General features: G+C 61.8%; 9 protein-coding genes. 3 read left to right on the forward strand and 6 right to left on the reverse strand.

The window, feature by feature from the left end:
- Nucleotides 1-60: 60 nt before the first annotated feature.
- Nucleotides 61-699, forward strand: coding sequence for an FMN-binding protein (locus AC1AUD_RS12495; RefSeq protein WP_476574707.1), 639 nt, complete (start codon nt 61-63; stop codon nt 697-699).
- A gap of 108 nt (nt 700-807) precedes the next feature.
- On the opposite strand, the gene AC1AUD_RS12500 is transcribed toward AC1AUD_RS12495, so the two are convergent.
- From AC1AUD_RS12500 to AC1AUD_RS12525, 6 genes are all read right to left on the reverse strand, one after another.
- The gene (locus tag AC1AUD_RS12500; protein WP_476574708.1) at nt 808-1476 is read right to left on the reverse strand and encodes a TetR/AcrR family transcriptional regulator; all 669 of its coding nucleotides are present in this window, start codon (nt 1474-1476) and stop codon (nt 808-810) included.
- A gap of 62 nt (nt 1477-1538) precedes the next feature.
- The gene (locus tag AC1AUD_RS12505; RefSeq protein WP_476574709.1) at nt 1539-3722 is read right to left on the reverse strand and encodes a YhgE/Pip domain-containing protein; all 2184 of its coding nucleotides are present in this window, start codon (nt 3720-3722) and stop codon (nt 1539-1541) included.
- Nucleotides 3719-6475 (reverse strand): YhgE/Pip family protein, encoded by a 2757-nt coding sequence (locus AC1AUD_RS12510; protein WP_476574710.1) that lies wholly within the window; start codon nt 6473-6475, stop codon nt 3719-3721. Before AC1AUD_RS12510 ends, AC1AUD_RS12505 begins: the two co-directional genes overlap by 4 nt.
- Nucleotides 6476-6667: 192 nt before the next feature.
- A complete protein-coding gene (locus AC1AUD_RS12515) occupies nt 6668-7894 on the reverse strand; it encodes an MFS transporter (protein WP_476574711.1) in 1227 nt (408 codons plus the stop codon).
- Between the two features lie 78 nt (nt 7895-7972).
- Nucleotides 7973-9259: an MFS transporter gene (locus AC1AUD_RS12520; protein WP_476574712.1), complete on the reverse strand. Its 1287-nt coding sequence runs from the start codon at nt 9257-9259 to the stop codon at nt 7973-7975.
- 44 nt (nt 9260-9303) lie between these two features.
- Complete coding sequence (locus AC1AUD_RS12525) at nt 9304-10623, reverse strand: amylo-alpha-1,6-glucosidase (RefSeq protein WP_476574713.1); 1320 nt, start codon at nt 10621-10623, stop codon at nt 9304-9306.
- Nucleotides 10624-10897: 274 nt separating this feature from the next.
- Between AC1AUD_RS12525 and AC1AUD_RS12530 the strand changes: the two genes are divergently transcribed.
- Nucleotides 10898-11929 carry a LacI family DNA-binding transcriptional regulator gene (locus AC1AUD_RS12530; protein ID WP_476574714.1) on the forward strand — a complete coding sequence of 344 codons (1032 nt, stop codon included), beginning with the start codon at nt 10898-10900 and terminating at the stop codon, nt 11927-11929.
- Nucleotides 11930-12613: 684 nt separating this feature from the next.
- Nucleotides 12614-13695 (forward strand): amino acid permease (locus tag AC1AUD_RS12535; protein ID WP_476574715.1); only part of this gene is annotated, 1082 nt, incomplete at its 3' end.

The following is a 13695-nucleotide window of genomic DNA, read 5'->3' on the forward strand; positions in this document are numbered from 1 at the left end:
GATGCCGTGTGACGCGGCGAAAGGATTTTTCTGGATATGCATGGGAAGGAGAGGCGTTGTATGAAGCGCGATATGGAGGGAATCAGGGCTGGCGTCGGCGCTGGTGCCGGGGCTGAAGCCGCGGCCAAAGCCACTGCCGCGACTGGAACCGGAGCCGGGGCCGGCGCTGCGGTGAAGACGGCGGCGCTCGCGGCCGTCGCGCTGACACTGCTGGCCGGATGCGGCGAGCCGACGGCCAAGCCGATGGACGACGAATATGCCGGCAACTCGGGGGAGACCGAGCAATCGCAGGAAGCGCAGTCGCAGGGCGATGGGGAATCGGATTCTGGCGCGAATGACGGTTCCGATGGCGCCGGTTCCGGGGCGGACGGCGAATCCGCCAAACAGGACACCGGCAACTATGCCGACGGCACCTATTCGATCAACGGCCAATACGGGCCGATCGGCGAGGACACGATCGATGTGCATGTCACGGTCAAGTCCGGCAACGTTGACAGCGTGGAGGTGATCGGGCACCCCTTCACCTCGATCTCCAAGAAGCATCAGGACGCCTTCGCGGCGGCCATCAACGGCGTCGTCGACGGCAAGCCGCTCAAGGACCTCAAGGTCGATAAGGTGGCCGGCGCCAGCTGGACCTCCGAGGCATTCAATAAGGCTCTGGAGGTCGCGCGTCAGGAGGCATCGGTTCCGGCCGAGTGAGGGGGCGGGCGGCAAAGGGCGTGGTGACGTGGAAATAAGCGCGCTGCCACACCCTTTTCGACAAATCGTTGGAATTCCGCCATTGCCGTTTTGACAGTGGCGTCTCCCTTATCGAGAAGTCGCCACGATCGTTGGCCAGATTAAATTGGCCATACGCGCCGGCCAATCCAGCGCGGACGGGCTAACCGAGTCAGTCGACTCGCCCGGCTCGGTCGTTTCAGCCGGACTGTCCTCCCCGCCCATGCGCCCTCCGAGCGTTTCATTGGCGACCATCGATCCCAGCATCGTCGAGAACAGGAAGTCCACGTCCAGATCGCCCCGCAGCGCGCCGAGAGCCTGTCCCCGCCGCAGATATTCCGCGAGCCGCGCCTTGGCGGGCATCACCACCTGTTCGACGATATGCCCGAAGAACTCGCTGTCGGAGGAGAGCACCATGCCGATGGCCTTGACGCCGATGCCCTCGTCGAAGCGTGCGATCACATGCCGCAGCATCGCCTCCAACCCGTCGCGCGAGATCTCGAATTCGGAGACATCGGCGTCGTCGAGCTTCCATGCGCTCAACTGGCGCAACAGGTCGTCGGCGTTGCGATATCGCCGGTAGATCGTGGTCTTGGCCACGCCGGAATCGCGCGACACTTCCTCGATCGTCACCGCCGCGATGCCGCGTGACATGGCGATGCGCAGCGCGGCCTGCATGATCTTGCGGTCCGTCTCCTCGCGCGTGCGTGCGCGCCGCGCCGCATGCGATTCCGCGATGGCCGTGGCCAAGGTGCCCATATCGTCCTCCGTCTCCCCATATCCTCGTGCTTCCATATGCCATGCCGTCGGTCGGCCGCCGCTCAGGCAATCAATTTCGTTTTCTCCAACTGCCCGTCGATCCATCGGTTGAAGCCGACCAACGGCTTGCGCAGCAGCAGGCCGAGCAACAGCAGCGGCGGCACGAAGAGCAGCAGTACGCCGATCTCCCGCCAGAAATCGTTGTCGTAGACGCCGGCGATGGCCGCGCGCATCGCGTTGATCGAATGCGTGATCGGCAACATCGGGCTCAGCCATTGCATGAAGCCGGGCAGCACCTCGCTCGGATACGAGCCGGCCGAACCCGAGACCTGGAACACCAGCAGCAGCATGCCGATGGCCTTGCCCACGTTGCCGAAGCTCACGACCAGCGTGTAGGCGAACAGCACGAACAGCAGCCCCGAGATCCATCCAGAAAGCATGAACAGCAGCGGATGGACGGCCTGCACGCGCAGGAACAGCAGCGAGCCGGCACAACTGACGGTGCTCTGGATCAGCGAAATCAGCGCGAATATGCCGAAATGCCCAAGGAAAAGCTGATGCGGGCGCGGATCGCCGAGCTCGAGCCGGCGGCGGCGCGACATCGAGGTGTTCAGCGTCATCGCGATGAGCAGCGAGGCGGTCCACAAGGGGACGAAGGTGTAATACGGCGCCATCGTCGAGCCGAAGTTCGCCACCGGGAACAGGGCCTTGCGTTTGAGCTGCACGGGCGCGGCGAGCGCGGAGGCAAGCCCCTCCACGTCCCCGCCGAGCAGCTCGCGGACCTGACTTAGATCGCCCGAGCCAAGCGCCGAGGACAGCGAGGATTGGAAGTTCGCCAAGGTGTCGCCGGCGTCGTTGAGCTGCGAGGACATGGTGCCGAGCGTCGAGCGCAGCTGCTTGAGCCCGTCGCCGGCCGACTTGGTGGCCGTGCCGAGGTCGTCGAGCGCGCCGTGCAGCTGCGCAGTGCCGTCGTCGAGCACCTTGAGCGTGTCGGTCACGTCGCGCGAGAGCTGGTCGACCTGCGGCCGCAATGCCGTCGAGAAATCCGACTGCACGCCGCCGAGGGAATCCTTGGCCTGCCCGATGAGCCCGTCGATCTGGTCAAGCGTCTGCTGTGTGTCCGCCTGCCCCTGTTCGAGCTTGGCAGCCGCATCGTTGAGCGCGTTCTGCACCGCGCTGATGCGGTCGATGCTGCGCTGCAGCGAGGCGATCTGCGGATCGAGCACCAGTCCCAGCAGCGGCGCCTTGTCCCGCAGGGCCTGCAAATCGTCGCGGATGGATATCAGGGGCTGTTTGATGTCATCCATCGCCGTGGCCCGGTTCCGCAGGGCCGAGGCTGCGTCCGCGACGCTGGTGTTCGCCGAGCCCACGAGCTTGTCGAGGTCGTCGCCCACGGCCGCGAACCCGTCGGCGCTGGCCTTGAGAGCGCTTTCCAAGGTGTCGGAGGCGGAGTTCAGCGCCGCGGTCATATCATCGGCGCCGGTATCGGCGTTCTTGACGGTAGAGCCCACTTCGTCCATCGATTTTCCGGATTGCTTGAGCAGCGCGTCGGCGCCATTGAGCAGCGATTGGGCCGAGTCGGTCAGCGAGCGATAGGTGCCCAGCAGCGAGCCTGTGTCCTTGAGTTGGGTGGCGAATTCGCCGACGTTCGCGGTGAACGACGAGAGCATGCGCGAGGCTTCGGGCGTGGATGCCATGTCGGCGAGCGAAGTGGCGATATTGAGCGCCGCGCTGGTCAGCGTCGTCACAAAGGTCTGGTTGACCTGCGCCGCCACCTCGTCCGCGCCCTCGCCGGTCAGATTCGGGGCGAGCGCCGACAGCTTCTCGTTGCGGTAATAATCGAGCTTGGCATGCTCGCCGCCGTCCGAGAAGAAGGTCATCATATGCTCGCTGAAATCCTTCGGAATGACGATGGCGGCGTAGTATTTGCCGGATTTCGTGCCGTCGAGCGCATCCTCCTTCGAGGTGATGGTCCAGTCGAGCTGGCTGTTGGCGCGAAGCGCGTCGACGACATCGCCGCCGACCGACACCTTGAGCGGTATCAGATCGGATTTATATCCCTCGTCGACGTTCGCCACCGCGAACTTGAGGTTCTTGAGATTGCCGAAGGGATCCCAGCTCGCCGCGATATTGAACCATGCGAACAGGCTCGGGATGGCGACCAAGCCGATCACGCAGATCACCGACACGACGTTGCCGAAGGCGCGGCGCACGTCGCCGACGAAGATAAGCCACATCTTTTTCATGCCGTGTGTCTCCCCTCGTGCTCGGCCGTCGTGCGTTGCGCCGGAATATGCCCGTCTGGCGTCTGTGATGCCGACGCATGCGCTGCCGGCATATGTTTGCCTGAGCCATGCCCGGCGCGGCTTCCCCTTCGCCGCGCGCGTTTCGTCAGCGCCCACTGCCGCTTCTGCCGCAGGCTCGCCTCGCGCTCGCGTTCCCGCTGCGATATCGCCTCCTGTATCGTTTCGTCGCTCAGCGTGCCCAATTCGACTTGGCGGCGCACGCTGTCGCGCGCGTATTCGAGCATCAGCAGGAAGGCGATGACGATCAGCACCCACACGGTCCAGGCGGCCAGCGCCTCCAGCTTGGTGTCGGTCGTCAGCGAGAAGGTGACGACCAGCGCCAGGGGCACGACCAGCCCGACGATCAGCGCGCCGCGTTTGAGCCGGGGATAGAGCTCGGCGAAACGCGCCGCCTTATCGGTGATGTATTCGCGGTATTCCGCGCGGTCGCCGAGCGCGTGCAGCGCCTGCGCGATCGGATATTCGCGTCCGCGGATCGACACCGGTTCGCCGCGCATGATGTCGCTTTCGGCGATTTCGCGGGCGAACATGCGGTTGAGGTTGGCGATGCGCGGGCGGACGAACAGACCCAGCGCGAAGGCAAGCGCCGCATAGAGTGCGAGGTGGCCCATATCGCGCATCCAATGGCCGTCGTAGAAGCCGCCGATGGTCTCGCGCATCGCCGCGATGCCGTAGCTGAACGGAAAATACGGATAGAGGTTGCGGAAGAACGCGGGCATCATTTCGATTGGATACAGTCCGGACGCGCCCGGGATCTGCAGGATGATCAGCACCATGCACAGCGCCTTGCCGATGTGCAGGAAGGTGAGCGAAAGTGCGTAGGCGATGGCGACATAGACCAGCGAGGTGAGCGCGCCCGTGAGCAGGAAGGCCGCGGGATTGACGGACTGCACGCCGATGATGAGGTCGCCGGCCGTCACCGTGAGCCCCTGCATGACGCCCATAAGTGCCAGCAGCAGCCAGCGGCCGAGATAGCCCTGCGTGGGCGTGAGCGCCGTGATGCCCTCGTCGTCGGCCTCGAGGCGCAGCAGCACGACAAGCATGAACGCGCCGACCCACATCGACAGGTTCGTGAACAGCGGCGCCATGCCGGAGCCGTAGGAATTGACCGGGTAGAGCGTGTGCGTGTCGAGGACGGTGGGGGAGAGCATGAAGTCGGCGATGGCGTCGACGTCGAGGAAGGCGGAATCTTGGGCGGTGTTGTTCGTATCGTCCGTGTCCTGCGCCCCGCCGTCGGCCCCCATGATCTGCCGGATGACATTCGCATCCTTCAGCGCGCTCAGATCGGTGCTCATCGTCGACAGACGGTCCTGTATGCCGGCGAGTGATTTGTCGGTGCTTTCGAGCGCGCTGACGGCCGAGGCGGAGGCGTCGTCGAGCTGGGTGAGCACGGTGCCGGCTTGGTCGACGAGCGCGGATTGCGCGGTGATGGCGGTGCCGATCGACGAGGCGCTGGCCGACAGCGTCGCCAGGCCGGAGTTGAGCTGGGGGACCGCGCCGGCCACCAGCCCCTGCTGGGCGGTGTTGATGTTGTCGAGTGTGTCCTGCGCCGACTGGTTGATCTGCTGGCTCAAGGCGTCGGCATTGTCTCCGATCGTGCCGAGGTCGGAATTGAGCGTTTTGAGATCGTCGATGGCGCCGCCCAGGCGGTCGTTATTGGATTGCAGGCGGGCGATGATGCCGTCGAGCGCCGGCAGGTCGGCCGTATGCTGCCGCAGCGTGGCGATGACGGAGCCGATCGCATCGTTGACGTCGCCGACCGCGTCGATCGCCCCGCCGACGTGCCCGTTGGCCGTGGCTATGCTGCCGTTGAGCGACGAGGCCAATCCGTTGGCCAGCGTCAGCGCCTGCGAGAGATCTCCCGTGCCCGCCGAGAGCGCCTTGGTGGCGTTCGCGGAGAATCCGGTCACCGAGGTCTGCGTGTCGGTGAGCAGTTTCGAGGCATCCTGCAGGGTGTCGTCGGCGTTCGTGCCGAGCGTACGCAGGGTGTCGAGGTCGGCGCGTGCGTTCTTGGTCTTCTCCGGTATGCCGGAAAGCGTGTCGTCGAGCGTCTTGATGGTGGCTCGCGCCTGCGCCACGTCGTCGTGGACGGTGGCGAGGGCTGCGGTCGTCTTGTCGAGCGCGTTGTCCTTGGCCTGGCTGGCGGCGTCGCCCGTCTTGTTGGCTGCCTCGCTGACGACCTTGGAGACGGTCGATACGAAGGTCTCGTTGACCTGCCGGTCCACCGTGCCGGCGGCCGTGTCGGTGACCTTCGGTGCGATCGGACTGGCCTTTTCGTTGACGTAATAGTCCAGCTGGGGGCGCTGCTTTCCGCCGGTGATCAGCGCTCCGAGATTGTCGCTGAAATCCTTGGGAATGATGATGGCGGCGTAGCTGTCGCCGGCCTCGACGTCGCGCATGGCCTGCGCCGTGTCGGTGAATTTCCAGCCGATGTCCTTGTTGGTCTTGAGGGTGGCGATGATCTGGTCGCCGAGATTCATCCTGCCCATGAGGGCGTTGTCGGTGCCCTTGTCCTCGCTGGCCACGGACACCTCGATGCGCTGCGTGCGGCCATAGGGGTCCCAGAACCCGATGACGTTGACCCAGGCATACATCGCCGGCAGCACCCACAGCGCCACGATGATGATCCACGACAGCGGCACGCGCGCTAGCCGTTTCAGATCGCGCCAGAATACCGCGAGGGTGTTGTGCATCGGCTTGTCTCCGTTCGTCCCCACTATCCAATACCGCTACGTTTTGCGTAGCGCTACGCTACCTGTAGCGTAAGCCGATGGCTTGACCGATGCGCCGCGGGGCGCTTTCCGGGAGACCGAGAGTAAGTCAAAAACTTGCTCGGTCTTCCGGAAAGCGCCCCGCGGATCCTCGTTTAAGGTGAATGGATGGCCCTACTTATCTTTTGCCCTGCGCATCATGATGATGCCCAGTCCGGCCGCGAAGGAGATCAGTGCGAATCCGAAGAACACCAACATGGTGAGTTTGATGGTGCTGGGCATCACCATCAAAGGTGTGACCAATGCCAACAGGCTGCAGCATATCCGGGACACTGCGAGCACAAACCCTTGGATTGCCGTTCGCTGCCCGGCGTCGGCGAATGAGGTCTGTATCCATACCTTGCTTGCCGCTTCGCCTGCGAACACCAGTCCTGTGTTGAGGAAACCCGTCATCACGATCAGCCATACGAGCTGGTCGGCTTGGAATGCCAGGACCAATAGCGAGCTTGTGGTCAACAGGCCGCCCAGATAGAACAAGGGGTTTTCGAATCGGGTTCCGCTGACCATGGGAATAATCAAGCTGGCCAGGAACGTGACGAAGCAGATGACGATGCCCACTCCTGTGGCCAACGATTGCGTGGCGTGGGCATTCACGAAGATGAACGTCTGGAACTGGCCCCACGTATTGCCCAGGAAATTCCAGAACACGTAGAACACGACGATCGCCATGAACAAAATGGCGTCGCGTTTGGTGAGCATCTTCCAGAACGCCTGCTTCTTGCCTGCCGGTTCGATTCCGGAATCACTGCATTCGTGCGTGCCGCGGCTTTCCTCGAACTTCACCCGGCGGCATCGATACCACGAAGTCGCCAAGGCGGCCAGCGTCAGGAAGATGTAGACGGCTCTGCATCCGATGTTGCCCGGGAACCAGGAAACGGTGAAAGCCAGAATCATGACCGCAAAGATGCCAAGCTGCCAGCCGCTCTGGGTCAAAGACACTTGCCGGGCGGCGTCCGTTCCCGTGTATCGCGTTTCGGAAACCAGCGATAGCGCGACGGGCAAATCGACGCCTGTTGTGACGGCGGTGATGATGACGCCCGCCAGCAGCACCGTGAAATTGGGCGCCATGGCGGCGATTGCGAATCCCAGGGCTGCGAATGCCAAGGCCATCCGGTATATCGCGATTCGTCCGACCCTCCGGGCGATCGCATTGGCTGCAAGGCTTCCGATGGCGATGCCTAGGCTGAGCAGCCCCGATAGCAGACCCACTTGTGTGCCGGTAAGGGATAATTCCGATTGCCAGACGGTGATGGTCGAGGACAGGCCCACGATGGCGGCGGCGGACAGGAATGAGCCTGCGATGGCTCCGATGGTAAGGGGCGAGCTTGTGCGCAAACCCATTTGATTCACCTCATTATTCACAGGAAAGACCTCGGGAGGAAGGCGAAGTTATGCACGTTCCTCCCGAGGTGGAGCGCCTTAGCGCACGGACTTGATGCGGCTGATGGCTAGGGCGCCGATGATGCACATGGCGATGGCCACGGGGAACACGATTGTGTAGCTGCCGGTGAGTGTGTAGAGGGAGGACGTGACCAGGGCTCCGGCCGCCATGCCGGCAGTGGTGCCGACATTGATGAAGCCGAGGTCCTTTCCGGCGTCTTCCTTGTTGGGCAGCACGTCGACGTTCAGCGCTTGGTCGATGGCGGTGAACGTGCCGTAGCCCGCGCCGTAGAACACGGCTGCGGCGATCACGGCCGCCGAGGCGCCGACGAGCCCGGAGCCGCCGAGCAGCCAGAATCCGAAGCTCAGGCAGATCAAGACGACCGCAACGTAGGCGGGCATCTTCCTGCGGCCGAGTTTGTCGGACAGCGGTCCGACCGCCAGGGTCACGAAGGAGCCAATCGTGACGATCAGCGAGTAAGTGCCGATCAGTGCGCCGGACGCGGACTTGGAGAAGTGCAGGTAGTCCTGGACGAGGTAGAGCAGGTAGGAGCTGATCATCTGCACCGCCAGCATGATGGCCGTGCGGCCGACAAACGCTTTCCAGAAATCGGGGCAGTGGCGGGGCGGCGTCAACGTGTACACCAGTTGCTGGAGCACGGTGCGGTCGGGGCGCTCGCTGGCGTTCATCACGGCGACGTCGTTCTTGTTGGGGAAGATCACGGCGACGACAATGCCTCCGAGACCGACGAGGAAGGCGCCGATGATGAGGCCGACGTTCACGTTATCGATGAATGCGGAGCCGAGCATGGGGCCGATGCCGCAGCCAATCGAATTGCCCAGTCCGTTGGCCATGGACACCGTGCCGCGCTTTTCCTCGGGGACATTGTCGGACAGCACGGCGTAGAACGGCGCGTACATGATGTTCATGCCGATTTGCGCGAGCGAGTACACGAAGATCACTCCTGCGCCGCTGGTTTGCATCGGCATCAGCACGTAGGAGACGATGGAGACGATGCCGCCGATGACCAGCCACGGTGCGCGCCTGCCGAAGCGGCTGCGCGTGCGGTCGGATATGGCTCCGAACACCACGTTGCTGACCATGGCCACGATCATGGCCACGGAACTGGCTATGCCGATGATCGCCGCGGGATTGTCGGCCTGGATGTTCTTCACGAATTGGGGCATCAGCACATTGGCGATCATCGTGACGCCGGTTGCCGTGAACAGCCAGAACGCGATATAGCCGGTGATGTAGCGGCCGACCTTCGTGGTGATGCCGGCTCCCGTCTCGACGGTCTTATCCTCGTTGATTGTTGCGGACATGATTATCGTTCCTGTTCCTCTGGAATGTGTGTCTATTCAAACGCTCAGAACTCGTAGCGGACCTTGCGGCCGTCGAGCCAGTCCATCATGGTGATGACCAGGAAATTCCAGTTCTGGAATCCTGCGGTCATCACCGGTTCGCCGCTGTCGGGGTCGTAGTATTCGTGCAGGCAGCCGGTGGCATTGAAATCGTTGGCGAAGAGCCGCACGGTTTTCGCCGCCAGTTCGCGTGCCTCCTCGTCAAAGCCGTATTTCGCCAGGCCCCTGAACACCATGTAGTTGGAGATGCCCCAGATCGGTCCCAGCCAGCACGAGGGGTTGTTCGAGGCGCGGACCATATACTGCTGCTCCAGGCGGGACAGGGTGCGCACGCCGTAATTAGCGTTGAACGTCTCCTTCTCCAGATAGCGCAGGCGCATGCGGTCGGCTTTTGCCTGGTCGGGGATTCCGGCCCAGAGCGGCGCGAAACTCGACCAGCTGTCGATCCGCATGATCACGCACGGCCAGGAGCGAGGGGCGCCATGGTGGAGCCAGACGTCGGGATCGACGGCCCTCAGATTCAGATCTACGCTGTAATAGGTGCCGTCCCTGTCGTCCCAGCAATAGGTGTTCACGGCGTCGCGCAGATGACGGGCCTTTTCGCGCCATGCGATGGAATCGTCCACTCGTCCCATTCGTTCGAGGATGTAGCCCAGACCCAGCAGCTCGCGATAGAGCAGCGAGTTCAGGAAGATCGATGCGATGCTCCCGTCGGGGCGGAAGAACACGGAGGGATCGTTGTCCACGCCAATGGCGAAATCAGTCTGCCAGTATGCGAGTCCGGTCTCCGGATGAACATGATGCGTCATATAGCAGTCGACGAAACGTTCGAGGGCATCAATCCTGTCCTCGATCCACGATGCGTCGCCATAGGTTTGGATGAGCATGGCGGCGGTCTGCGCCAGGATCGGCTTGTGCATGTTCTGCGCATGGGGGTGCGCTTCGTCGAACAGCGTGGGGTCGACGCTTTCGAAGCCCTTGCCATCGGGGTACAGCATGATCGGCACCACGCCGTTGTCGTCGATGCGGTCTAGGAAATCCAGCACGGAACCGCGCGTCGCCTCCAGAAACTCTCCGTCGCGGTCCGTGTCGAGTTCCACCTGGGTCATGGCCACGCTGGCCCACCATGAATCCCAGTCCCATAGATCCGAACTGTAGATGGGGGAATCCGGCGTGCTCGGCACCACATACGGGTGACGAAGCGCTTCGGTCGCCGGCCTGACCATCAGTCCCGCGGACTGTTCGATGTATTCACGAAGAGGCTTGGCCAATGCCGTCAGCCATTCGTTTTCTTCGGTGCGGTTGTGCTGTTCTTGCGACGTCATCGTCTTTCCTCCATGCGTCTTCTGGATGGGTTCGTTGTGCCTCTGTTCTTCGAGACTCTTTCATCATATTAAAATTTCAATTTTTGTCAAATAGAAATTTGTATTTTCATAACTTGAGACTGATTGTCTCGCGGTGGCCGCCGGTGTGTTGAACAGTATTTTGTGTAAAAGAGCTACTTATTGACTGTGAATACTGTCTACGTGTTCAAATGAATCGTTGATCTTGAAAATTGACATTTCAATAATTATTGCTAATGGTTTTATAATAATGAATATGACTCAGGAAAAGACTGGCCGCAAAGCGGGCCTCAGCGATGTTGCGAAACTGGCCCACGTTTCCATAGGCACCGTATCGAATTACATCAATACGCCCGACCGTGTCTCGGAGCGCCTCAAGGAGAGGATACAGGCCGCGATCGAGGAACTGGGATATGTCCGCGCCCAAAAACGTCGCAACGGTGATGCCACTCGCACAAAGACCATCGGATACGTCATCGCCGACATCGAGAACTATTTGTATACCTCCATATTCGAGGGAATCCAGGAAATCTGCGAGAACAACGACATGGAGCCCATAGGCGTTCATGCCATGTCGGACAAAGGCAAGCAATCGGAATTGGTGCACTTGCTCTGTCAGATGAACGTGTCGGGTCTGCTGATCAGCGCATTGGATGATTCCCAGGATGATCTGGCGTTCGCGCGCGCAGCTGGTATTCCGGCGATCATGATCGATCACCTCAACCATCCTTTGACCGCGGATCATTGCTCGGTGCTGAAGAACGACACCGCTGTGGGAGAGATCGCGACCGGTGCCTTGCTCCACGATGGATGCCAGAAACTCGCATACATCGCGCACTCTGCATACCAGCCCATCATGAATCGCCAACAGGGGATCGAACAGACCCTTAAGGCATCGGGGTCGTCGGCGACCTTGGAAATCATCGATTCCGGAGGTCTGACCTTTGACGATGGCTATGACATCGGCGCTCGAATCGTTGCCATGCCCGCGGAGCGACGTCCCGACGGCATCATCGCCGGATCTGACAGGCTGGCATCGGGGCTTGTCACGGCAATACTGGAACTGGGAACGATATCCATCCCCCAGGATCTATGCGTCATAGGCACAGAGGGGGACCGCATCGATTCCAGTTGCCCAATGCCGCTCAGCGTCGTGGAATCCCCCGGGATCGACATAGGCCGACAGGCGATGACGCTGCTCCTCGATGAAATGGAGAATCCGGCGGGGCACATACATTGCACGCAATTGCTGATGCCCACCTTGGAGAAGCGTTCCACGACCAGATGAATTGGTTGGCGCCGATGTTGGCGGATTGTGGATATGGCACGGCCAACGTCAGATCATCCAGCGGCTGCTGTTTATGGTCTTGGGGAACGGGTGGAACGCCGGCCATGGTGTTTCTTCGTGCTCGTCTGTGCGCTTCGTTGGATACCTGCATTGCGCTGGTCGGCGTGATTGCGCCCGCCGACGGACATTGCTGGCTTGGCGATTGATGTGCTGGAGTGCCCGTTTGCGTTTCGAATCAATTGTGCTGCGAGTTCCGTTGGCGGTTTTTTGACTTCTGTAGGCGGCTGGATGAGAAAACCGGTTGGCCGGCGAATCCAAGAATGGCGGAATACCGCGATTCTTCGTGAGCGACGAAATTGAGTATGCGCGAACGACCGCCTATGGAACCTCAAAACCGCCAACGGAACGCGTGCGCTTCGGCCCGTCGATTCATCTGTGGCGGAATTTAGCAAGAGGTGGGCGCTCTCATCGATTGAGCACATGCATACTGACGAAAACGGAAAACGTTCGCGTGTGGGTCGCGATTAGACCTAAGAAGGCCGAGGCGGAGCAGTCCACTACGCATCGCCGCGTCCCATCCGCCGCATCCGCAACGTGCGGTAGACTGCCGTACGTTTGCGCCGCCGTTCGACGGCGAAGGGTTGTCGAACGGTTCGGCGGACGGCCGCCGGAGGGGAGTGGACGGTGAGGGAGTCGAAGGGAGCCGGCGCATCTGGCGTCGAAACCACGTCCGAATCGGATGAAGGCGGAGCGAAACGGTCGACTCATACCACGCTTAGGCGCGGCATGGAGGCCCGTCACCTGCAGATGATCTCCTTGGGCGGCGTGATCGGCACGGGACTGTTCCTGAGCTCGGGCTTCACCATCCATACGGCCGGCCCCATCGGCACGATCCTGGCCTATGCGATTGGCGCGGCCATCGTGTATCTGGTGATGCTCTGCATGGGCGAATTGTCCGTGGCGATGCCGGTCTCCGGCTCGTTCCATGTGTATGCGGAGCGTTTCATCGGGCCGGCGACTGGGTTCGTGATAGCGCTGCAATATTGGATCACATGGACGGTGGCGCTGGGATCGGAGTTCACGGCCGCGGGGCTGCTGATGCAACGGTGGTTCCCGCATACCCCGACATGGGTGTGGAGCGCTGCCTGCATCGCACTGGTGTTCACCATGAACGCACTGTCGGTGCGTGTGTTCGGCGAGGCGGAGTTCTGGTTCGCGTCCATCAAAGTGGTGGCGATCTGCGCGTTCATCGGCATCGGCCTGCTGGCGATCTTCGGCATCATCCCGATCGCCGGCTACGAGCATGCCCCGATGTTCCATAACCTCGTCAAGGACGGCATCTTCCCGAACGGATTCATGCCGGTGTTCACCACCATCCTCACGGTGAACTTCGCGTTTTCCGGCACCGAGTTGATCGGCGTGACCGCCGGCGAGACGCGTAATCCGGAAACCGCCGTGCCCAAGGCCATCCATACCACGCTGTGGCGTTTGATTCTGTTCTTCATCGGTTCGATCACGGTGATGAGCGCGCTGATCCCCTGGCAGGACGCTGGCGTGGACGAAAGCCCGTTCGTGCTCGTGTTCAACGCGATCGGCCTGCCGTTCGCCGGCGACATCATGAACTTCGTGGTGTTGACGGCCGTGCTGTCCGCCGCGAATTCCGGGCTGTACGCGGCCACGCGCATGGTGTGGTCGCTGGGCAACGAGGGCATGATCTCCCGGTGGTTCGCCAAGACGAACCGCCACGGCGTGCCCGTGCTGGCGTT

The organism is Bifidobacterium sp. LH_730 (assembly GCF_056355835.1).

Bases quoted from the DNA above. Each gene is read 5' to 3' on its own strand.
- AC1AUD_RS12495 (WP_476574707.1), top strand. From the start codon at position 61: ATGAAGCGCGATATGGAGGGAATCAGGGCTGGCGTCGGCGCTGGTGCC.
- AC1AUD_RS12500 (WP_476574708.1), bottom strand. From the start codon at position 1,476: ATGGGCACCTTGGCCACGGCCATCGCGGAATCGCATGCGGCGCGGCGC.
- AC1AUD_RS12505 (WP_476574709.1), bottom strand. From the start codon at position 3,722: ATGAAAAAGATGTGGCTTATCTTCGTCGGCGACGTGCGCCGCGCCTTC.
- AC1AUD_RS12510 (WP_476574710.1), bottom strand. From the start codon at position 6,475: ATGCACAACACCCTCGCGGTATTCTGGCGCGATCTGAAACGGCTAGCG.
- AC1AUD_RS12515 (WP_476574711.1), bottom strand. From the start codon at position 7,894: ATGGGTTTGCGCACAAGCTCGCCCCTTACCATCGGAGCCATCGCAGGC.
- AC1AUD_RS12520 (WP_476574712.1), bottom strand. From the start codon at position 9,259: ATGTCCGCAACAATCAACGAGGATAAGACCGTCGAGACGGGAGCCGGC.
- AC1AUD_RS12525 (WP_476574713.1), bottom strand. From the start codon at position 10,623: ATGACGTCGCAAGAACAGCACAACCGCACCGAAGAAAACGAATGGCTG.
- AC1AUD_RS12530 (WP_476574714.1), top strand. From the start codon at position 10,898: ATGACTCAGGAAAAGACTGGCCGCAAAGCGGGCCTCAGCGATGTTGCG.